Here is a 20,032-nt window from a genome sequence, read left to right on the forward strand (position 1 = left end):
TAACCTTGTTGCCATGATCGCGCGAAATTATCACACACTGTTGGCGGCCCCACTGCTCGGCGGAGCCATCGCACTTGCCACCACGCCGGCCGCTTTTGCGCTGGCCGATGGCGCTGCGGGTGGTCCGGTAGGGGCCTCGTCGATAAGCGTGCAGGCGCAGGGCCCGCAGCTGACGTCCAAGGTGACGGACACCGTGGGCATCCTCGACGCGACGGAAGTCAATGAGATTGAGACCGCGATTCGCGATCTGCAGACGCAGAAGCAGCGCGACGTGTTCGTGGTGTACCTGGAGGATTTCGGCGGGCAGGACCCTACGACGTGGGCGGAGCAGGCGGTGGCGGCCAACGGTGGTGGCAATACTGCGGTGATCGCAATCGCGCCGAACGCGCGCCAGTACGGGCTGTGGGCCGGTGGGCAGTGGAGTGATTCCGAACGTACCGCCATGAATGAGGCGCTGTACCAAGCGCTGGTCAACGATGATTTCGCGGGCGCTCCCCTGGTCGCGATCAATGCGGTGTCCTCTGGCGGCGGCTCCGATAAAAACGCGGCGTGGCTGCTGGCCGGGGGCGGAGCGGCGGCCGCTGCAGGTGGTGGCATCTGGGCGTACTCGCGGCGCAAGAACAAGAAGGAGTCCGAGGCGATGCTGGAGGACTCGCGCGCGATCGACCCCTCCGATACGCGTCGCTTGGCGCAGTTGCCGATCGCCACGTTGGAGCAGCTGGCGCACGACACCTTGGTCAGCGTCGACGAGTCCATCCGGCTGGGCCAGGAAGAGCTGAAGGTGGCCAATGCCGAATTCGGCGCCGAGCGCGTGCGCCCGTTTACCGCCGCGATGAATCGCGCCAATTCGGAGATGCAGCGCGCCTTCGAAACGCAGCGCCGCCTGAACGATTCCATCCCGGAGACCGAGCCGGAAAAGCGCGCGATGCTCGTCGACATCATCTCCTCTGCCGGCCAGGCCGACCAGGAGCTGGAGAAGCAGTCGGGCGAATTCTCCAAGATGCGCAACCTCCTGATCACCGCGCCGGAGACGATCGACCAGATCACCCAGCGCACCGTTGATCTGCGCGCCCGCATCGAGCCGGCTCGCGAGGTGCTGGCGCAGCTGCAGTCCAAGTACTCCGATGACATGCTGGATTCCATCGCCGACAACGTGGAGCTTGCCACCGCCTCCCTGGATGAGGCCGAGCAGAACCTCGACCGCGCCCGAGAGCTCGAGGCACGACCCGCCGGCGAACAGGGTGCGCTGATCGACGTGATCCGCACCGCGGAGCACTCCATCGAAGTTGCCGACAACATGCTGGCTGCCATCGAGCACGCCGAGATAAACATCCAGACCGCGCAGGCGAATTTGCCGGCGCTTATCGACGAAGTGGCCGCCGAAATTGAGGAGACCTCACAGTTAGAAGCCGCGACCTCCACTGGCGCGCGCATCGATGTGGACCGCCTGCGTGCTGTACGCGAGCGCGCCACTGAAGGTCTGGCGACCGCACGGTCCATGGCGTCCGCTGATCCCCTGCGTGCCTATACTGATCTGACGCACATCGACGCCGAACTCGACGAAGTCATAGCCGAAGCCAAGGGCGTGGCCCAGGACCAGCAGCGACTGTTGGGCATCTTTGACCAGCAGATCAACGTTGCCGCCGCCCAGATTCAGGGTGCTGAAGACTTGATTGGCTCCTACGGGCGCATCATCGGTTCGGAAGCCCGCACCCTGCTGGCCCAGGCCCAGCGCGAACACGCCCAGGCCCTGAACCTGCGGATCTCCAACACCCGCCAGGCCGTCGACCTTGCACGACAGGCCACCGAGACCGCACGACGCGCCGCCAACGCTGCGAAAAACAACATCAACCAGCACCGTCAGCACCAGGCCGCGTCCACCTTTGGTGACGTGGCCCAAGGCATCATCATTGGCTCTCTGCTCTCCGGCGGCCGTGGCGGAGGCTTTGGCGGCGGCGGTTTTGGCGGCGGGGGCGGAGGCTTCGGTGGCGGTGGAGGCGGCGGGGGTCGCGGCGGCGGCTTCGGCGGCTCCTTCTAGGTCTGCTGCTAGATCAGGGTGCGGCGCACCGGGGAGTCCACCAGCACCAGCCCCCAAGTGAGGAACACCAAGTCTAGGGTCGGTACCTCGTCGATGGCGGGGCCGTCGACGACCTCCACCTTCCCGGAGATCAGGGGTTTCACGCGGGCGGCCACGTGGCCGGCCGCGTTGAGGATCTCGCGTTCCTTGCTCCACCAGTTCACGCGGTTCAGGGAGTAGGGGCGGTCGTCGCAACGCGCAGCCAGCTGCGAGACGGTGAAGCTTTGCTGGGTGATGGTGTACAGGGTGCCGTCGTCGGCGGTGGCGCGGACGGTGAAGTGGCGCGGGCCGGGAGTGGACTCGATGAGGAGGCGTTTGCGGCCCATGATCAGCACGTCGGAACGGACGTGGGCGATGTGCACCGAGTTGGAGTCAAGCAGTTCGTTGCCGCGCCACACCCAGGTGCCTTCGCCGCCGCCGGTGAAGATGCCGGCCTTGTCCGCTGCGTCCACCGCTTACTCCTTTAGAAGATGAGCACCAGCACGGCCACGATGGTCAGCAGGACCAGGGTGGCGATCAGGGCCTTGGAGCTGCCCATCGTTTTGTTCTCCAGCGCCAGCCGAGAGACCCAGGCCAGGGCCACAATATCGACCAGCGGCAGGTCGGTCTCCCCTTCGAACTCGAGGTTAGCCACGCGCACGCCGTGGTTGCGGCCAGAGAACTGGGCAACCTTCTCCCCTGCTGCGTTGTCGATGATCCAATCAGCGGAATCCTCGTTGACCAGCAGGTACTGGCGGCCGTCGACCATGAGGGGCACTTCGCGCTCCCCTTTCCACGGCCCGGACTTGACCAGCTCTGTGCCGTCGACACACGCCACCGCGCCGCTCACGGGTGTGGCAGCGAGGTCCCAGCGCACGCCGTCGACAAGCGCCGAATCCGGCCCGAACTCGGCCAGCACTTCAGGCCCGGCCTCGGCCAGCAGCTTCGGGTTGTCGCGGTCTGTGCGGTCCCAGGAAACCCAGTGCATTAGCAGCCCGCCAGTCGCTGGGCCAAGTACTCTTCCAGGTCGGCGATCTTGACGCGTTCCTGCTCCATGGTGTCGCGCTCGCGGACGGTCACGGCGTCGTCGTCAAGCGTGTCAAAGTCATAGGTCACGCAGAACGGGGTGCCGATCTCATCCTGGCGGCGGTAACGGCGACCGATCGCACCGGAGGTATCGAAATCCACGTTCCAGAACCCGCGCAGCTTGTCCGCCAGCTTCGCGGCAGGCTCGGACAGCTCCGGCTTCTTCGACAGCGGCAGCACCGCAACCTTCACCGGCGACAGGCGACGGTCCAGCTTCAGCACGACGCGCTTATCGACGCCGCCCTTCGCGTTCGGCGCCTCATCCTCGTGGTATGCGTCGATCAGGAAGGCCATGAGCGCGCGGCCCAGACCGGCGGCAGGCTCGATGGTGTACGGGATCCACCGCTCCTCGGTCTCCTGCTCGTAGTAGCTCAGGTCCTCGCCGCTGCCCTCGGAGTGAACGCGCAGGTCATAGTCGGTACGGTTAGCGATGCCCTCCAGCTCGCCCCACTTCGAACCGGCGAAGTTGTAGGCGTACTCAATATCGACGGTGCGCTTGGAGTAGTGCGAAAGCTTCTCCTCCGGGTGTTCATAGAGGCGCAGGTTCTCCTCGCGGATGCCCAGGTCGATGTACCACTGGTGGCGGTTGTCGATCCAGTACTGGTGCCACTGCTCATCCGTGCCCGGCTTGACGAAGAATTCCATCTCCATCTGCTCGAACTCACGGGTGCGGAAGATGAAGTTTCCCGGGGTGATCTCGTTGCGGAAAGACTTACCGATGTTCGCGATACCGAACGGCGGCTTCAGACGCGCCGAAGTCATCACGTTCTTGAAGTTGACGAAGATGCCCTGCGCGGTCTCTGGGCGCATGTAGTGCAGGCCCTCTTCGTCGTTGACTGGCCCCAGGAAGGTCTTCATCAGGCCGGAGAACTCGCGCGGCTCGGTCCAGTTGCCTGGCTGGCCCGTCTCCGGATCATTGATGTCCGCAAGGCCATTGGCTGGTGGGTGGCCGTGCTTCTCCTCGTAGGCCTCCAGCAGGTGGTCTGCGCGGTAGCGCTTGTTGGTGTGCAGGGACTCCACCAGCGGGTCGGTGAAGACCTCAACGTGGCCGGAGGTTTCCCACACCTGACGCGGCAGAATAATGGAGGTGTCCACACCCACCACGTCCGCGCGCGACTGCACCATGTGGCGCCACCACTGGCGCTTGATGTTTTCCTTCAGCTCAACGCCGAGCGGACCGTAGTCCCACGCGGAGCGTGTACCGCCGTAAATTTCACCGGCGGGATAGACCAACCCGCGACGCTTAGCAAGGTTAACGACGGTATCAATCACGGACGCAGCCATGGAAAATGGTTCTCCTCTGGTAGGGGGATTAAAACTTTTCCCCAGTCTAGCGTGGCCGGTTTCGTCGTTCAGCGCTCCCCCCGGTGTTCGCTTCGCTTATCGACGAAAGATGCCGAACCGCTACCCCTTGCAACGCAATTTTGGACGGTCGTTTATTATGGGAACCAAAGAATATATATCTCAAGCGGTTTGAGGCACACAGCAGCCCGAGGATCCCCCTTCGGCTGGCGCATTGATTTCTCCTCATTTGTTCTTAAGCTGGGCAGCAGGACCGCGGTGCGTCTCCCATATTCAACGCCCGGGAGGCAGCACGCCAGGAAGGGAGCCGACGATGGGCAAGGAAATGCCAGTCGCAATGGGTGACACTGAGTACGCTAGCAAAGTGATCAGCGCGCTCGATTCACCCTTGCGTGTTGACATTCTCCTCCTCCTGCACAAGCGCGATCACGTGGTCCATGAACTCGTGTCTACCCTGTCGAAATCTCAGCCCCTGATCAGCCAGCATCTGCGCGTGCTGAAGAAGGCTGGTTTGGTGCAGTCTACAAGGACAGGACGGGAGGTTGTCTACAGCCTCAGTGTGCCTGAGACGATCGACCTGATCCGGGATGCAGAGCAAGTAGGTAAGTTGGCTCAGCAGAACGACGAGCTGGCCGCTCGTCGTGAAGCGAAAAAGCGTAACGCGGACGCGGGGACCGCCACGGGCGCTGCCGCCATTATCGGCGTGCCGCAGGACAATCTGCCGGCCCGGGACCCCGGCCTGATCCCCCAAACGCCGTCGCCAAAGAAATGACCCGGTAAAATCCGGTGCACTCCTGGTAAAGTGGCGAAGGATTAGGTAACACCAAGATCCTGCCTCTGCGCAGCAAGGAGAATCATGTCGACTCGTAACAATGTCCCAAAGCTGGGTGCGCGCAATACCCGGCAGCGCACCGCCGTGGTGAATTGCCTGCGCGAGATTGACCGTTTCGCATCAGCCAAGGCCATCCACCGCGAACTCGAAGACCGCAACGAAAAAGTAGGCCTGACCACCGTGTACCGCACGCTGCAGTCCCTGGCCGAGATCGACGCCGTGGATGTCCTACACATGGCCAGCGGCGAAACCCTCTACCGCCACTGCCTCACCGACGACCACCACCATCACCTGGTCTGCGGCGAGTGCGGCTCCACCGTTGAGATCGAGGGCGGCCCCGTGGAGCAGTGGGCGAAAGATACTGCCGCCGCACACGGCTACACGCTGACCGGGCACGATGCCGAAATCTTCGGCACCTGCCCCCAGTGCCAGAAGCGCGCCTCTACGTAAGCACCGCGCCGAACGCCACACCCAGCACGTACGTCACCGCCGCAGCACCCAGCCCGATGAGCAGCTGGCGGATCGCCCGCGACAGCGGCGGCTTCCCAGAGAGCACACCCGTCACGCCACCGGTGAACAGCAGGGCCAGCGACACCAGCACCAGCGCGACCACCGCGCCGACCGTCGGCGACGCCCCGAAAATGAACGGCACCAAAGGGACGAAAGCGCCCACGCTGAAGAACACAAAAGAAGAGGCCGCGGCCGTCCACGCGCCGCCGGCCCCGTGCTGGGAGTCATCGTCGAAAGCCTCAAACTGGGTGCCCTGCACGGCCGCGATGTAGTGATCGGCGGCGCGTTGCTCCGCTTCCTCCGGCGAGTAGCCGCGCGCCCGGTACACCAGCGCCAGCTCATTTTCCTTCACGTCCAGGCTGGGCAGCATCTCGCGGGCGGTGGGGTCCGGGGTGGAGGCCTCCAGCAGCTCGTTCTGAGATTTCACCGACACATACTCGCCCGCAGCCATCGACAGCGCACCCGCCAGCAGGCCCGAAATGCCCGTCAGCAGGATAAAATTCGAGGACACTCCCGACCCCATCACGCCGATCACCAGGGCGACGTTGCTCACCAGACCGTCGTTGGCCCCGAACACGGCGGCGCGGAAGTTGCCGCTCATGCGCTCGCGGCCCTTCTGCGCCAGGGCGCGCACCACCTCTGCGTGCATCGCCTCATCGGCGGCGATCTGGTCGGAGGCATCCACATCGTCTAGGTACGGGGAACGCTGCTCCGCCGACTGCATCAGCGCCAACGCAAACACGGACCCAAAATGCCGCGCCAGAAACGCCATGAACCGGGTGGACAGGTCGGGCTGTTGCGGCATGCCCACATAGTCGCCCAGCTTGTCGCGCCAGTACTGCTCGTGGCGGGATTCGGCATCGGCCACGCGCAGCAGGATCTCGCGCTCCTCCCCCTCCCGCTTGTGGGCCAGCTCGCGGTACACGGCGGCCTCCGCCCGTTCGTTCGCGAGGTAGCGACGCCAGCGTTTGATCTGGGCCTTCGTCGGCTCGGTCACTTCACACCACCGAAACGGCGGTCACGGCGCGCGTACTCCAGCACCGCGTCATACATGTCCTGCGGCGTGAAGTCTGGAAAGAGTTTGTCCTGGTACACCATCTCCGCATAGGCCGACTGCCACAGCAAGAAATTCGAGGTCCGCTGCTCACCCGAAGGCCGCAGGAACAGGTCCACATCGGGCATGTCGGGGCGGTACAGGAAGTTGCTAAAGGTGTCCTCGTTGATCTGCTCCTTGCGCAGATTCCCGGCGCGGGCTTCGTCGACAAGCATGCGTGCGGCGTCGACAAGCTCGGCCCTCCCGCCATAGTTGACGCACATGGCCAGCGTCATCGCGGTGTTGTTTTTCGTGAGCTCCTCGGCGGCCTCCAGCTCGCGGATCACGCTGCGCCACAGGCGCGGGCGGCGGCCGGCCCACACGATGCGCACGTTCTTCTCATGCAAGATGTCGCGCTGGCGGCGCAGCACGTCGCGTGAAAAGCCCATGAGGAAGCGCACTTCCTCGGCCGTGCGCCGCCAGTTCTCCGTGGAAAACGCGTAGGCGGACAGCCACTTCACGTCGCCGAGTGCGAGGCAGGCGTCGACGCAGTCCATCAGCACGGCCTCGCCACGCTTGTGGCCTTCGGTGCGCGCCATGCCGCGGTTCTGTGCCCAGCGGCCGTTACCGTCCATCACCAGCGCGATGTGCTTCGGGATGAACTCTGCCGGAATATCAGGTGGAGGTGTAACAGTCACCCCCACAGTCTAAGCCTGCTCCATGATTTTCAAAGACTTCACACCCTGCTCCGCATGCCACTGCAGGTGCACGCTGGTCAACCTGTGCACTTGAGCCGCGATGGCGCTTGTCGACGATTGCAGCGCCGCCTCCACGTGCCCGTGTTGCAGCAGCCACATCACATGCAACGCCTCCGGGTCGATCTCCGCCGATCCCTGCGGCCGACAGTTATTACACACCGCCCCGCCGATCCCAGCATGGAACACGCGGTGCGGCCCCGGCTTCTGGCAGTTCGCGCAGTCAAAAAGGCTTAGGCCCCAGCCGGCGTTCTCTGTTGCGCGCAGAATGAACTTATCGACGACCAAACTGGGGTGCTGCGCTTCTTGGAGTTCGGCGAAGCTGGTGGTTACTTCGTCGAAAAGAAAAGGGTCCTCGTGGCCCTCATAGGCCAGCTTCTCCGCGGATTCGAGGATGGCGCAGCCGGCGGCGTACTTGTCGAAATCGTCGATGATGCCGGAGCCATAGTAGGCCACGGTGTCGGCACCAGTGATCGTCGCTAAATTCCTGCCCGGGTAAAGCTGCACGTCAATATCGACGAAGGGCTGCAGGCGCGACCCGAAGCGGGACTTCGCGCGCCGCACCCCCTTCGCCACCCCGCGCACCAAGCCGTGGTGGCGGGTGAGCAGGACGATGATGCGGTCTGCCTCGGCGAAGTCATACGTGCGCACGACAACGGCGCGATCGCGGTACGACTCCCTCGACGCCATCTAAAAACCCAACCTCCCTAGGCTCTTCGGGTCCGACTGCCAGTTCTTCAAGATCTTAATCCGCAGGTCAAGGTGCACGTTGCGGTCCAGCAGCTGCATGATCTGCTTGCGCGCACGCTGCACCAGGCTGCGGAACCGGCGCCCATCCTTGCCCTCGATGATGCGCTTCTGGCCCGGGCGCTCCAGGTACAAAACGGCGTGAATGACCAGCTTGTCGGGGCTGTCTTCGTCGGGAAGCACCTCGTCGATCTCCACCGCCACCGAGTGCGGCAGCTCATCGCGCAGGCCCGAGAGCGCGGCCTCGCGGATCAGCTCCGAAATGCGCGTCTCCGTGTCCTCGTCGGTGACGTGGTCCGTCGGGTAGAAGCGCGGGCCCTCGGGCAGGTGCTCTGTGATCACGTTGAGCAGCACGTCCAGCTGGGTCTGCGTCGTCGCGGAGACCGGCACCACATCTATTTGCTCGGTACCCGTTGCCTCGGTGAGCAGCTCGTGCAGCTCCAGCAGCTGCGCCCCCACCTGGTCCTTGCCAGTTTTATCCAGCTTGGTCACGACGCCAATGATCGGGGTCCGCGGCGCGATCTTGCGCACATTCTCCACGATCCAGCGGTCGCCCGGGCCGATCTTCTCGTCGGCAGGAATGGTCAGGCAGATCAGGTCCACGTCCGCGTAGGTTTCCTGCACGACCTCTTTTAGGCGCTCGCCCAGCAGCGTGCGCGGGCGGTGCAGGCCTGGCGTGTCGACGAGCACAATCTGCGCGTCGTCCCTGTTCACGATGCCCCGGATTGGCCGGCGGGTGGTCTCCGGCTGGTCGGCGGTGATCGCGATCTTCTCCCCGACGAGCGCGTTGGTCAGCGTTGACTTGCCCGTGTTCGGGCGGCCGACGAAACTCACAAAACCGGACTTAAAACCCTCAGGCGTATCCGTGAACATATCCATGCTGACCAAGTGTAGCTTCAGCGCGCGCCATCACCATTCTTGGGTGCGGTCGATGGATCTTCAAAAACAGGCCCGAAAAGGGGCGTTTTAGCAAGAAAGATCGACCGCGTCCCTAGAGTGCAGTGACTTCAAACTGCATGCGCGGCTGCGCGTAGGTCTCCTGGGCCTCGATCAGCAGCAGCTCGCGCGAATCCTTCTTGTAGGTCAGCTCCAGCAGGTCGAACACACTGGAGGCGGTCTTTGCCAGGGCGTCGGCCGCGTCGCCGGACTCGATGTAGTGGCCGGTGAACAGGGCCGCGGTCACATCACCCGAGCCATTGCGCTTGAACGGCAGGTAAGGCGTCTCGACGATCCACTTGCCCTTCTCATCCACCACCAGCATCTCGATGGTGCCCTCGGTGCGGTCTGGGCGCACAACGGAGGTGACCAGCACGGTCTGCGGCCCCATCGCGCGGGCGGCCTCGACTGCCTCCAGGGTGGAGTCTAGGTCGTGGGCCTCCTTGCCGGTGAGATAGCCCAGCTCGAACTGGTTGGGAGTGATGATGTCTGCCACCGGCACCACCTTGTCGCGCAGCAGCGGCGGGATGTTGTCGGAGACGTGGCAGCCGGACTTCGCGTTGCCCATCACGGGGTCGCAGGCGTAGACCGCGTTGGGGTTGGCTTCTTTGATCTGGGCTACGGCGTCGATGATCACCTCTGCGATGTCATCGCCGCCTTGGTAGCCGGACAGCACCGCGTCGATCTCGCCGAACACGCCGCGCTCCCCCACCCCGCGGACCACCTCAGCCACGTCCGACGCAGGGATCATCGGCCCACCCCACTGGCCGTAGCCGGTGTGGTTGGAGTAGTTGACCGTGTAGACCGGCCACACTTCGTGCCCCATGCGTTGCAGCGGGAAAACGGCGGCGGAGTTGCCCACGTGCCCGTAGGCGACCGCGGACTGGATCGAGAGAATGTTTTTCATGACTAATAGTGTGCTACCCGGGGGTGACGATGGCCAACTTCACCCCCAATTAATATTTTCCGCTAATCCTGCCATAGGAATAGACAATTACTATAAACTGTTCTGTGGTCGCGGATCGGTCAAGCGACCACCAAAAGGAGCTGGGGGCGACACCTGATGCGGTCAGACGGTGTCGCCCCCAGTTTTTCTACTCCTCGTCGACACCCTCAAAGTCCATGTCAGTGGGCCGCTCAGGCGCATCGATCAGCACGCTGCGCACCTTCATGCGCCCACGACGATCGCGGCCACCCTCTGCGGTGAAGCGCACACCGTCGAACTCCACGTGGGAGCCCGGCAGGGGCACGCGACCCAGACCATAAGAGATCAGGCCGGCAACGGTGTCGACGGAGTCCCGGATTTCCTCATCCAGGTCGATCTCAAAGTCCAGCTCTTCCTTGAGGTGATCCTCCAAGTCATCTAGGGACAAGCGCGAGACCGCCCGGAACTGGCGCTCGCCCACAGCCTCAATGGGCGCCACTTCGCCTTCGTCGTATTCGTCGGTGATCTCACCAACAATTTCTTCGAGAATGTCCTCCATGGTCACTAGGCCTGCGATGCCACCGTATTCGTCGACAAGCATGGCGATGTGCATGTTGTCGCGCTGCATCTCATGCAAAAGCTCGTCGAGGGGTTTGGATTCGGGGACGAACTTGGCGTCGCGCACCACATCGCCCACGGCGACTCCGCGGCCGCCGTCGGTGCGGTGATAGGTTTCGGCGACGATGTCCTTCAGGTAGGCCACGCCGACGATATCGTCGACGTTCTCGCCAATGATCGGGACGCGGGAGTGCCCGGAGCGGATCATCAAGTTGGTGGCCTGGCCGGCGTTTTTGTCCGCCTCCAGCCAGATCATCTCAGGCCGCGGCACCATCACGTTTTTCGCGTAGGTGGAAGCCAGGTCGAAGATGTTTTGGATCATGCGGTGCTCGGTCACCTCGACGATGCCGTGCTCCTGGGCGATGTCGACCATCTCGCGCAGCTCCACCTCGGAGGCGTAGGGGCCGTCGCGGAAACCCTGGCCGGGGCTGACCAGGTTACCCAGCCAGATCAGCAGCTTCGACAGGGGCCCAAGCACCTTGTTGATCAGCGAAAGCACGCGCGCGGACCCCAGCGACACCGAGTATGGGTTGCGCTTGCCCACCGTGCGGGAGAAAACGCCGACGATGCCGAAGGTCAGGATGGACACGGCCGCGATCGCACCGATGATGGCCCACGCGTCGGATTCGATGATGTCCATCGCAGCCATGGCGGCGAAGACGGCGGCGGTGGTGTCCAGAAGGACTTTGATCATCACCAGCAGGTTGATGTGGTCGGCGCGCCGGTTGAGCACGCGCATCAGCCCGGCGGCCCCGTTGACATCGTCTTTCACCATGTTTTCCACGCGCGCCCGCGAGATCGAGCTGACGGCGGATTCCACGGTTCCGACCATGCCGGAGAGCAGCATCGCCACCAAGGAGACGATGCCGTAGGTGATCCACACCTCCACTAGTTTTCACCGCGCTTTTCGACGAGCCGATCAAGCTCTTGACGGTCCGCCGCAGAGGGGAAAGCGTGCTTGCCTGTGGGCTTGGGCTGGTACTCCACCCCGCGAGACTGCAGGGAGTCATACCAGTCCGCCAGGATCTCGTTTTGGAGGGCGAACATCTCGCGCTCGTCGTCAGGCGTCTGGTGATCGTAGCCCAGCAGATGCAGTGTGCCATGCACGGTCAGCAGCGCCAGCTCGTGGCCGAGCGGGTGGCCGGCGGCCTGGGCCTGCTTGTCGTCGTACTCGGAGCACAGGATGATGTCGCCCAGCATGGCAGCGCCCAACGGGGAGGCGTCGGGACGGCCGCCGCCGGGGGTGAGTTCGTCCATGGGGAAGCTCATCACGTCGGTGGGGCCGGGCAGGTCCATCCAGCGCTGGTGCAGGTCAGCCATGGTGTCGGAGTCCACCAGGGTGATGGTGGCTTCGGTGTCGGGGTGGACGTCCATGGCGGACAGGGCGAAGGAGCAGACGTCGATTAGCATTTCTTCGTTGACGCCGGCGTAACCCGATTCGTTGAGGACCTCAATGCTCATTGTTCTTCCTTTTCCTTCGATTCCTGGGTCTGAGCGGTGGCCGCGTCCCACCTCTCGTAGGCGTTGACAATGCGGCCCACCAGCGCGTGGCGCACCACGTCGCTGGCACTCAGCTCAGCGAAGTGGATATCGTCGACATCGCGCAAAATCTTGCGCACCAACCGCAGGCCGGAGATCTGGCCGCCCGGCAGGTCCACCTGGGAAATATCGCCGGTGACCACCATTTTTGCCCCGAAGCCCAGGCGGGTCAGGAACATCTTCATTTGGGCTGGCGTGGTGTTTTGAGCCTCGTCGAGGATCACAAACGCATCATTCAGCGTGCGCCCGCGCATATACGCCAAGGGAGCAACCTCGATGATGCCGGCTTCCATCAGCTTCGGGATCATCTCTGGGTCCAGCATGTCGCGCAGCGCGTCGTACAGCGGCCGCAGGTAGGGGTCGATCTTGTCGTTCAGCGTGCCGGGCAGAAAGCCCAGCTTCTCCCCCGCCTCCACGGCCGGGCGCGTCAAAATGATCCGCTTGACCTGCTTGGCCTGCAGCGCCTGGACCGCCTTGGCCACCGCCAGGTACGTCTTACCGGAGCCGGCCGGCCCGATGCCGAACACGATCGTATTTTCATCAATCGCGTCCACGTACTGCTTCTGGCCTGCAGTTTTCGGGCGGATCACCTTGCCGCGGCGCGCCACGATCTCCGAGCCCAAAATCTCAGCAGCCGACCCGACGTCCTCCGACATCGTGATATCCACCGCCTGCGCCACCGCGTCAGGCGAAATGACCACCCCGCGCCGCGCCATCGATTCCAGCTCCTCCAGCACGCGCACCCCACGCGCCACCAGGTGCGCCGGCCCCCGCAGCTGCACGGTGGAGCCACGCGCGAAGAGGTCGATGCCCAACTGGTTGTTGAGCACGCGCAGGTTGTCGTCGTTCGTGCCGTAGACGGCGTGCGCGTACGCCGAATCGAGCTCGACCGAGTGGGAAATCACCTGAGTTTGAGGCATGTGCCCGATCCTACCCGCGTTAGGTCCAGCGCCCGCTGAGCACCCCGATGGCCGCCAGACCCAGCGCCGCCGCGGTGGCCGTGCGCAGCACCTCCGGCCCCAGCCGCACCGAAGTAGCGCCCAGCAGCTCCAGTTCTTCGGCCCCAATCCCACCTTCCGGCCCAACGATCAGCACGATGTCGTCGGCAAGCTCCACGTCGCGGATCGACTGGGTTGCGTCTTCGTGCAGGACATAGGCTTGCTTATCGACGATCACCTCGCGCAATTGGTTCGTCGTTAAGGGCGATAAGACCTGCGGAATGAAGGTTCTGCGGGACTGCTTCGCTGCTTCGCGGGCGGTGTTCTGCCACTTCTCCACGTTCTTGGCCACCTTCGCGCCCTGCCAGCGGGCGATGGTGCGGTGTGAGATCCACGGGATGATGGCGTCCGCGCCGGCCTGGGTGGCCAAGTCCACGGCTAGCTCGGCGCGTTCGGATTTGGGGATGGCCTGCACCACGGTGACCCGCGGGGTGGGCGCTTCGTCGATCCCCTGCTCCAGGATTGTGCCGGTGAGCATGTCCTTGCCGGTGGTGGCGGTGACTTCCACGCGCGACCAGGCGCCGTTGCCGTCGGTGAGTATGATCTGCTCGCCGGGGGCGATGCGCTTGACCGTGACGGCGTGTTTACCTTCCGGGCCGGCGAGCTGGCCGGACTCCGGGGCGCCGGTGATGAAGTAAGGCAGGGACATTTAGCGCTTGAACCTGTCGCGGAGGCGGGAGAAGAAGCCGGAGTCCTCGTCCTCGGTCTCGACGACGGAGTAGTCGCCATCGCGGCGGCGGCGCAGGTCCTCCAACGCCGCGCGGCCCTTGTCGTCCAGGTCGGTGGGGATGGTCACCTGCACATGCGCGACCAGGTTGCCGCGGCCTTCGGAGCGCAGGCGGGGCATGCCCTCGCCTTCCAACAGGATCTGTTCGCCTGGCTGGGTGCCGGCGTCGATGGTGATCTCGAACTCCTCACCGGCGAGGTCGGTTGAGCGCACCGTGGTGCCCAATGCTGCGTCGAGCATGGGCACGCGCATATTCATGTGCAGGTTATCGCCCTCGCGGATGAAGACGGGGTGGCGTTGGGTGGTGATCTCCACGTACAGGTCGCCCGCAGGGCCGCCGCCGTGGCCCACCTCGCCCTGGTCGGCCATGCGGATGCGCATGCCGTCGGCAATACCTGCTGGAATATTAACGATCAGGTCGCGGCGCTCACGCACACGGCCCTGGCCGCTGCACTTGGTGCACGGATCGGGAATGATTTCGCCGAAGCCGTCACACTTGGGGCAGTCCATCGTCGTCATGACATTGCCCAGGAAGGAGCGCTGCACTTCCTGCACGCTGCCGGAGCCCTGGCAGTTGTCACACGTGACGGGCTTGGACTTGGATTCGGACCCGGAGCCGGTGCAGCGATCACACACCACTGCGGTGTCCACGGTGACTTCCTTCTTCACACCCTTGAAGGCTTCTTCCAGGGTGATGCTGGTGCGCAGCAGCGCATCGTTGCCTGGCTGCACGCGCGAACGCGGACCGCGCTGGCCGCCGGCGCCACCGCCGAAGAAGGCTTCGAAGATATCGCCGAAACCACCGCCGCCGAAGCCGCCACCGCCCGGCGCGCCTTGGGCCTGCTCCATGGGGTCGCCGCCCATGTCGACGATGCGGCGTTTCTGCGGATCCAGCAGCACTTCCTGCGCGATCGAGATTTCGCGGAACTGCTCTTCCGCCTCCGGGGTGTCGTTCACGTCCGGGTGATACTTGCGCGCCAGTTTGCGGTACGTCTTTTTAATCTCCGCGTCTGAGGCGTTCTTGTCCACCCCAAGGATCCCGTAGTAATCACGAGCCACAGTAAGTTTCGTCCTTTCCTATTCGCCATTCAGCACGCTGGAAATATAGCGCGCAACGGCTGCAACCTTTTGAATCGTACCGGGATAGTCCATGTGGGTTGGCCCGAGGACCCCCAGTCCGCCCAGAGTTTCCCCATCGGTGCCGTATCCGGCCGTAATCACGGAGGTCTCGCGCAACCCTTCCTCAGCGTTTTCGCGCCCGATGCGCACCTGTACCCCGCCGAGATCTGGCACGTTGGCCAGCAGTTTCAGCACCACCACTTGTTCCTCCAGGGCGTCGATGACCTCGTGGAGGCCGCGCGGCATGTGCGTGAGGTTCGCGGCCCCGGCGATGATCAACCTGTCGCTTGGCTTTTCGACGAGCGTGTCGATCAGTATGGTGGCCGCCCGCATCACGTGGTCCGCGATCTCCGGCGGTGCCGCCAGTGCCAGCTCCGCAAGGGAGGCGGAGGCGTCGGCAAGCGTTTTGCCCTCGAGCGCTTGGTTGAGCATGTCGCGTAGCGCGAAGACGGCGGCGTCGTCGATATCGCGCGCTAGTTCCACGTTGCGCTGGTCCACGCGCCCGGCGTCGGTGATCAGCACCAGCAGCAGGCGCCGCGGTGTCAGGGCAACGACTTCGCAGTGCTTCACCCGCGACACGTTGAGGGTGGGCAGTTGCACCACCGCTGCTTGCCGGGTGATCTGCGCCAGCAGCCGCACCGAGCGCCGCAGCACATCTTCTAGGTCCACGCCGCGCTCGATGAAGTCCACGATCGCGCGTTTTTCCGCAGCGCTCAGCGGCTTGACTTCGTGCAGCGTATCGACGAACGCCCGATACCCTTTTTCGGTGGGCAGGCGCCCGGAGCTGGCGTGTTGTTGTTGGATCAGGCCCTGTTCTTCCAGGGCTGCCATGTCATTGCGGATCGTCGCACTGGAGACTTGCAGGTCATGCCGTTCGACCAGCGCTTTTGACCCGACGGGTTCTTGCAGCGCGATGTAGTCGGCCACGATGGCTCGCAGCACCGCTTGCCTGCGCCGTTCCGTCGCACTCGCCATAAGTTAGCACTCTCCTTTACTGACTGCTAACACTACATTACTCCGCCGCCAGGATGTCAGTCACAATTCCATCCGCCAGAAGCCGCCCCGTCTTCGTCACACGGATCCGCTTATCGACGATCAACCGGCCCGCCTCTTCGTGCTGCTTCACCACGGGCATGGCTGCCTCCCCCACCCACTCAGCAGGGATCCCCTCCTTCAACCGCAGCCCCAACATGATCTGTTCCATGTGGTGCTCGTCCGCCGTGATGGTTTCGGAATCCTGGATGGGCAGTTGATCGTCGTTAAGCACCTGCGCGTAACGCTCCGGTCGCTTGACGTTATAGAAGCGCTGGTCGCCGATGTAGCTGTGTGCGCCGGGGCCGGCGCCCCACCAGCGGCCGCCGCGCCAATAGATCAGGTTGTGCTGACACTCCCCGCCCGGCTTGGCCCAGTTGGACACCTCGTACCACTCGAAGCCCTGGGCTTCTAGGGTATGCGCGATGAGCTCGTAGCGGTCGGCGAATGTGTCCTCGCTGGGGGCGGGCAGCTCGCCGCGGCGGACCTTGCGGGCCATCGCGGTGCCGTCCTCGACGATCAGGCTGTAGGCGCTGACGTGGTCCACGCCGGCGCGCAGGATGTGCTCCAGGGTCAGCTTCACGTCGTCCTCGGTCTCGGTGGGCGTGCCGTAGATCATGTCCAGGTTGACGTGTTCGAAGCCGGCGCGTTGCGCTTCCTGGGCGGCCGCCACCGCACGGCCCGGGGTGTGGGTGCGGTCAAGCACCTTGAGGATCGGCGTGCTTGCCGATTGCATCCCCAAACTCACCCGCGTAAAGCCCGCCTCGCGCAGGCCGGCGAAGTACTTCGGGTCCGTGCTTTCTGGGTTGGACTCCGTGGTCACCTCGGCGTCTGGGGCCAGGCCGATCGTGTTGCGGATCGCGGTGAGCACGCGGCCTAAGCCCTCATGCCCTAGCAGCGATGGGGTGCCGCCGCCGATGAAGACGGTCTGGGCCGCGTGCGGGCTGTGGGCTGCGGCTAACTCAAGTTCTTTTTCCAGCGCTTCCAGGTACTGGGCGTAGCTGCTTTCCGTTTCACTGGGGGTATAGGTATTGAAATCGCAATACCCGCAACGGGTCGCGCAGAAGGGCACATGGACATAGACGCCAAAAGACATGCCCACCAGTGTAGGTGAGACTGCGCCTACCTAGGCCCCGCGCAGCGAACGCTTCGCAGCCACCTTCGCGACGATCGCATCGATGCGGGCGCGTTCTTCAAGGAACGCCGGCGGGTTCGAACCCCGCATGGTGCGGGTAAAGGCTGGGTGGTCGGAGGCGACTGTCTCCAACCAGCCGGTCACGGCGAGGACCACGGTGTCGTCGACACGCGCAAAAAGGTGCGGCAGCGATACAACGCCCAGTTCGCGCGCCACCATCTCGGTCTGCTCCAGCACATAGTCGACGACCTCGCCCAAGTGCTGGACCACAAGCTCAGTGCGGGCCTCCAAGGCGGCGTGGATATCGTCGACACGCAAAAGCGCGGCACGGATGGGGAAAAGTTCCTCCAGACCGGGGGCATCCAAGCGCTCCGGCTCGGGGATCTTCTCCTCATCGGAGGCTGAGGCGGAGAGCACGCCAGCGCGCACGCCCGAGGTCAACGCCTGGCGCAGGCCCACCAGCTCGCCGACGATGCGGCGAGAATCGGCACGCGCGTCGTCGATGATTTCGTCAAACTCTGCGAGGCAGTCCGTAATCAACTCGGGGTCATAATCGGCGATCGCCTCGGCCAAATGCTCGATATATTCGGCAACCTCGTCGCCAATGTTATAGATCTCCTGGGTCAGCTCGCGGTGACGCAATTGAGCTGCGATTTTCTGCACCGTGGAGACCCCCTTCAAGGCATTCAAGTAAAGGTTGAGAGTTTGACTTACGCAATGAGACTTTAGGCCACCTCAGCACGCCCGCATGGCAGGCGCGCCGAAGCGAATTCCTAGCGGGCGTACAGATTCTCGATATCGTCGGCAAAGCGCTGGAAGACCACGTTGCGCTTCACCTTCAGGGTTGGGGTGAGCTCGTTTTCCTCCTCCGACAGGTCGCGGTCGAGGATCCAGAACTTCTTGATCTGCTCCGCGTGGCTGACCGTCGCGTTGGCCATGTTCACCGCGTCCTGGACCTCAGCGCGCAGGGCTGGGTCGGAGACGAAATCCTTCAGCTCGCGGCTTTCAGGGATGTTGTGGGTGGCCTTCCAGCGCGTCAACTCATCCGGGTCCAGGGTGACCAGCACGCCGACATACGGCTTGCCGTCGCCAACGACGAGCGCCTGGGAAATCAGCGGATCCTGGCGCAGGATCTCCTCCATCGGCTGCGGGGAAATATTCTTGCCACCCGCGGTGACGATCAGGTCCTTCTTCCGGCCGGTGATGGTGATGAAGCCGTTCTCGTCGATCTCGCCCAAGTCGCCGGTGTTGAACCAGCCGTCGACCAGATCCTTCTCGGTGGCTTCGGGGTTGTTGTAGTAGCCCTCGAACACACCGTCGCCCTTGATCATCACTTCGCCTTCGTCGCTGATACGCGCGGCGTAGCCGGCCAGGGGCTTGCCGACGGAGCCGATCTTGGTCTCCTTGCCAAAGTTCACGGCTGCTGCGGCGGTGGTCTCCGTGAGCCCATAACCCTCATAGGCAGGCACGCCGATGCCGCGGAAGAAGTGGCCTAGCTCGGGGCTCATCGCGGACCCGCCTGTGATGCAGTAGTCCACTTGGCCGCCGAGTGCGTCCTTAATCTTGGAGTAGACCAGCTTGTCGGCCACCTTGCGGCGCAACTCTAGTGCGCGCGACGGACCTTCCTCGGTGTCCAGCGCGCGGGAGTACTCGATGGCGGTGGCCTCAGCGGCGCGGAAGATGCCGCCCTTGATGGGGCCGCCGTCGACCGCCTTGTTGTAGGCCGCGTTGCGCACCTTCTCAAACACGCGCGGCACGCCCAGGACCACGTGCGGGCGGGAGCGCTGCAGCTCCATGGTCAGCGTGGAGGTGTCGGACCAGTGGGACTGGGTGGCCCCGCCGATCACCAGGGCCAACGCCACCGCGCGCGCCAACACGTGCGCCAGCGGCAGGTAGGTGACCACACGGGTGCCAGGATGCGCGATCTGGCCGATCGGGTGCGTCAGCAGCGCGCGGATCTGGTGGATCCAGTTCTTGTGCGTAAGGAAGCAGCCCTTCGGCCGGCCGGTGGTGCCGGAGGTGTACACCAAAGAAGCGAGGGACTCGTGCGTGATGCCGGCCATGCGCTCCTCCACCACGGCGTCCTCGACGTTGCGGCCCTCAAACTTCAGCATGTCTACGGCTGCCGAGTTGAATTCGAGGACGCGGCGCAGCTTGGTCGGCGAGTCCGTCAAAGGTGCGACCCCATCGTCGTTAAGCAAAACGTTCGCTAGGGAGTCGGTGTTGTCGCGCGATTCGGTCACGGCGAGGACGGCGCCGGAGTCCTCGATGATCCACTGGATCTGGGTGTCGGAGGACGAAGGGTAGATGGGCACACTGGCAGCACCGGCGGCCCAGATGGCGAAGTCCATCAGCTGCCATTCGTAGCGGGTAGTCGATAGCATCGCGACGCGGTCGCCGGCCTCCACGCCCATCGCGATCAAGCCCTTGGCCGTTTCGATGACCTCGGTGAGGAACTCGCCGGCAGTGACGTTCACCCAGTCATAGTTGCGGGGGCGCGTAAACAGGACCAAATGGGGGTTGGAACGTGCCAGGCCCACCATCGCGGACAGGCAGTTATCTGATTCCGCGAGCGTAAACGAGGCTTCGGTTGCGTAAATCTCACCGGAGGAAGTCATGCTGGCCGCCTACTTTCATAGTCACATCGATTGTTTTATAGCCCCCTAGCCTAGTTGCCCGTGC

20 protein-coding genes are annotated in these 20,032 nt (G+C 63.9%); 3 read left to right on the forward strand and 17 right to left on the reverse strand.

Annotation, left to right across the window (positions count from 1 at the left end; all coding sequences use genetic code 11):
- The first annotated feature begins 13 nt into the window (after window positions 1-13).
- Window positions 14-2,038 (forward strand): TPM domain-containing protein, encoded by a 2,025-nt coding sequence (locus B097_RS0101335; RefSeq protein ID WP_018580734.1) that lies wholly within the window; start codon window positions 14-16, stop codon window positions 2,036-2,038.
- Window positions 2,039-2,046: 8 nt separating this feature from the next.
- On the opposite strand, the gene B097_RS0101340 is transcribed toward B097_RS0101335, so the two are convergent.
- From B097_RS0101340 to B097_RS0101350, 3 genes are read right to left on the reverse strand one after another with little or no spacing between them, the layout of a single operon-like run.
- Complete coding sequence (locus tag B097_RS0101340) at window positions 2,047-2,529, reverse strand: hypothetical protein (protein ID WP_018580735.1); 483 nt, start codon at window positions 2,527-2,529, stop codon at window positions 2,047-2,049.
- 11 nt (window positions 2,530-2,540) lie between these two features.
- On the reverse strand, window positions 2,541-3,044 hold the full coding sequence (locus B097_RS0101345; RefSeq protein ID WP_018580736.1) for a hypothetical protein: 504 nt from the start codon (window positions 3,042-3,044) through the stop codon (window positions 2,541-2,543).
- Window positions 3,044-4,426: a glycine--tRNA ligase gene (locus B097_RS0101350; RefSeq protein WP_018580737.1), complete on the reverse strand. Its 1,383-nt coding sequence runs from the start codon at window positions 4,424-4,426 to the stop codon at window positions 3,044-3,046. Before B097_RS0101350 ends, B097_RS0101345 begins: the two co-directional genes overlap by 1 nt.
- A gap of 343 nt (window positions 4,427-4,769) precedes the next feature.
- Here B097_RS0101350 and B097_RS0101355 point away from each other — a divergent pair, with 343 nt between their 5' ends.
- Together B097_RS0101355 and B097_RS0101360 are read left to right on the forward strand one after the other, a co-directional pair.
- Entirely contained in the window at window positions 4,770-5,216 is a 447-nt protein-coding gene (locus tag B097_RS0101355) for an ArsR/SmtB family transcription factor (RefSeq protein ID WP_040429213.1), read from the forward strand.
- 84 nt (window positions 5,217-5,300) lie between these two features.
- Complete coding sequence (locus B097_RS0101360; RefSeq protein WP_018580739.1) at window positions 5,301-5,726, forward strand: Fur family transcriptional regulator; 426 nt, start codon at window positions 5,301-5,303, stop codon at window positions 5,724-5,726.
- On the opposite strand, the gene B097_RS0101365 is transcribed toward B097_RS0101360, so the two are convergent.
- The 14 genes from B097_RS0101365 to B097_RS0101430 all read right to left on the reverse strand — a co-directional run bounded on the left by B097_RS0101365 (window position 5,719) and on the right by B097_RS0101430 (window position 19,968).
- Window positions 5,719-6,783 (reverse strand): VIT1/CCC1 transporter family protein, encoded by a 1,065-nt coding sequence (locus tag B097_RS0101365; protein ID WP_018580740.1) that lies wholly within the window; start codon window positions 6,781-6,783, stop codon window positions 5,719-5,721. The genes B097_RS0101360 and B097_RS0101365 overlap by 8 nt on opposite strands.
- On the reverse strand, window positions 6,780-7,454 hold the full coding sequence (locus B097_RS0101370; protein ID WP_237559335.1) for an isoprenyl transferase: 675 nt from the start codon (window positions 7,452-7,454) through the stop codon (window positions 6,780-6,782). Before B097_RS0101370 ends, B097_RS0101365 begins: the two co-directional genes overlap by 4 nt.
- Before the next feature lie 72 nt (window positions 7,455-7,526).
- Window positions 7,527-8,264, reverse strand: a complete 738-nt coding sequence (gene recO, locus B097_RS0101375) for a DNA repair protein RecO (protein ID WP_018580742.1) — start codon at window positions 8,262-8,264, stop codon at window positions 7,527-7,529.
- Window positions 8,265-9,200, reverse strand: coding sequence for a GTPase Era (gene era / locus B097_RS0101380; protein ID WP_018580743.1), 936 nt, complete (start codon window positions 9,198-9,200; stop codon window positions 8,265-8,267).
- Between the two features lie 112 nt (window positions 9,201-9,312).
- Complete coding sequence (gene pdxY / locus B097_RS0101385) at window positions 9,313-10,164, reverse strand: pyridoxal kinase PdxY (RefSeq protein ID WP_018580744.1); 852 nt, start codon at window positions 10,162-10,164, stop codon at window positions 9,313-9,315.
- A gap of 187 nt (window positions 10,165-10,351) precedes the next feature.
- Window positions 10,352-11,689 carry a hemolysin family protein gene (locus tag B097_RS0101390; RefSeq protein ID WP_018580745.1) on the reverse strand — a complete coding sequence of 446 codons (1,338 nt, stop codon included), beginning with the start codon at window positions 11,687-11,689 and terminating at the stop codon, window positions 10,352-10,354.
- Complete coding sequence (ybeY, locus tag B097_RS0101395) at window positions 11,689-12,261, reverse strand: rRNA maturation RNase YbeY (protein WP_018580746.1); 573 nt, start codon at window positions 12,259-12,261, stop codon at window positions 11,689-11,691. The genes B097_RS0101390 and ybeY overlap by 1 nt, the downstream gene beginning before the upstream one ends.
- A complete protein-coding gene (locus B097_RS0101400; protein WP_018580747.1) occupies window positions 12,258-13,259 on the reverse strand; it encodes a PhoH family protein in 1,002 nt (333 codons plus the stop codon). Before B097_RS0101400 ends, ybeY begins: the two co-directional genes overlap by 4 nt.
- A 19-nt stretch (window positions 13,260-13,278) precedes the next feature.
- Window positions 13,279-13,986 carry a 16S rRNA (uracil(1498)-N(3))-methyltransferase gene (locus tag B097_RS0101405; RefSeq protein ID WP_018580748.1) on the reverse strand — a complete coding sequence of 236 codons (708 nt, stop codon included), beginning with the start codon at window positions 13,984-13,986 and terminating at the stop codon, window positions 13,279-13,281.
- Window positions 13,987-15,123 carry a molecular chaperone DnaJ gene (gene dnaJ, locus B097_RS0101410; RefSeq protein ID WP_018580749.1) on the reverse strand — a complete coding sequence of 379 codons (1,137 nt, stop codon included), beginning with the start codon at window positions 15,121-15,123 and terminating at the stop codon, window positions 13,987-13,989.
- An 18-nt stretch (window positions 15,124-15,141) separates the two neighbouring features.
- Window positions 15,142-16,158 carry a heat-inducible transcriptional repressor HrcA gene (hrcA, locus tag B097_RS0101415; RefSeq protein ID WP_018580750.1) on the reverse strand — a complete coding sequence of 339 codons (1,017 nt, stop codon included), beginning with the start codon at window positions 16,156-16,158 and terminating at the stop codon, window positions 15,142-15,144.
- Window positions 16,159-16,195: 37 nt separating this feature from the next.
- Complete coding sequence (gene hemW / locus B097_RS0101420) at window positions 16,196-17,311, reverse strand: radical SAM family heme chaperone HemW (RefSeq protein ID WP_018580751.1); 1,116 nt, start codon at window positions 17,309-17,311, stop codon at window positions 16,196-16,198.
- A gap of 30 nt (window positions 17,312-17,341) precedes the next feature.
- Complete coding sequence (locus B097_RS0101425) at window positions 17,342-18,013, reverse strand: hypothetical protein (RefSeq protein WP_018580752.1); 672 nt, start codon at window positions 18,011-18,013, stop codon at window positions 17,342-17,344.
- Between the two features lie 110 nt (window positions 18,014-18,123).
- On the reverse strand, window positions 18,124-19,968 hold the full coding sequence (locus B097_RS0101430; protein ID WP_018580753.1) for an AMP-dependent synthetase/ligase: 1,845 nt from the start codon (window positions 19,966-19,968) through the stop codon (window positions 18,124-18,126).
- Window positions 19,969-20,032 lie beyond the last annotated feature (64 nt).

Origin of the sequence: Corynebacterium pilosum DSM 20521 = CIP 103422 (assembly GCF_000373805.1) — a bacterium.
In the GTDB taxonomy this organism is placed as follows: Bacteria; Actinomycetota; Actinomycetes; order Mycobacteriales; family Mycobacteriaceae; genus Corynebacterium; species Corynebacterium pilosum.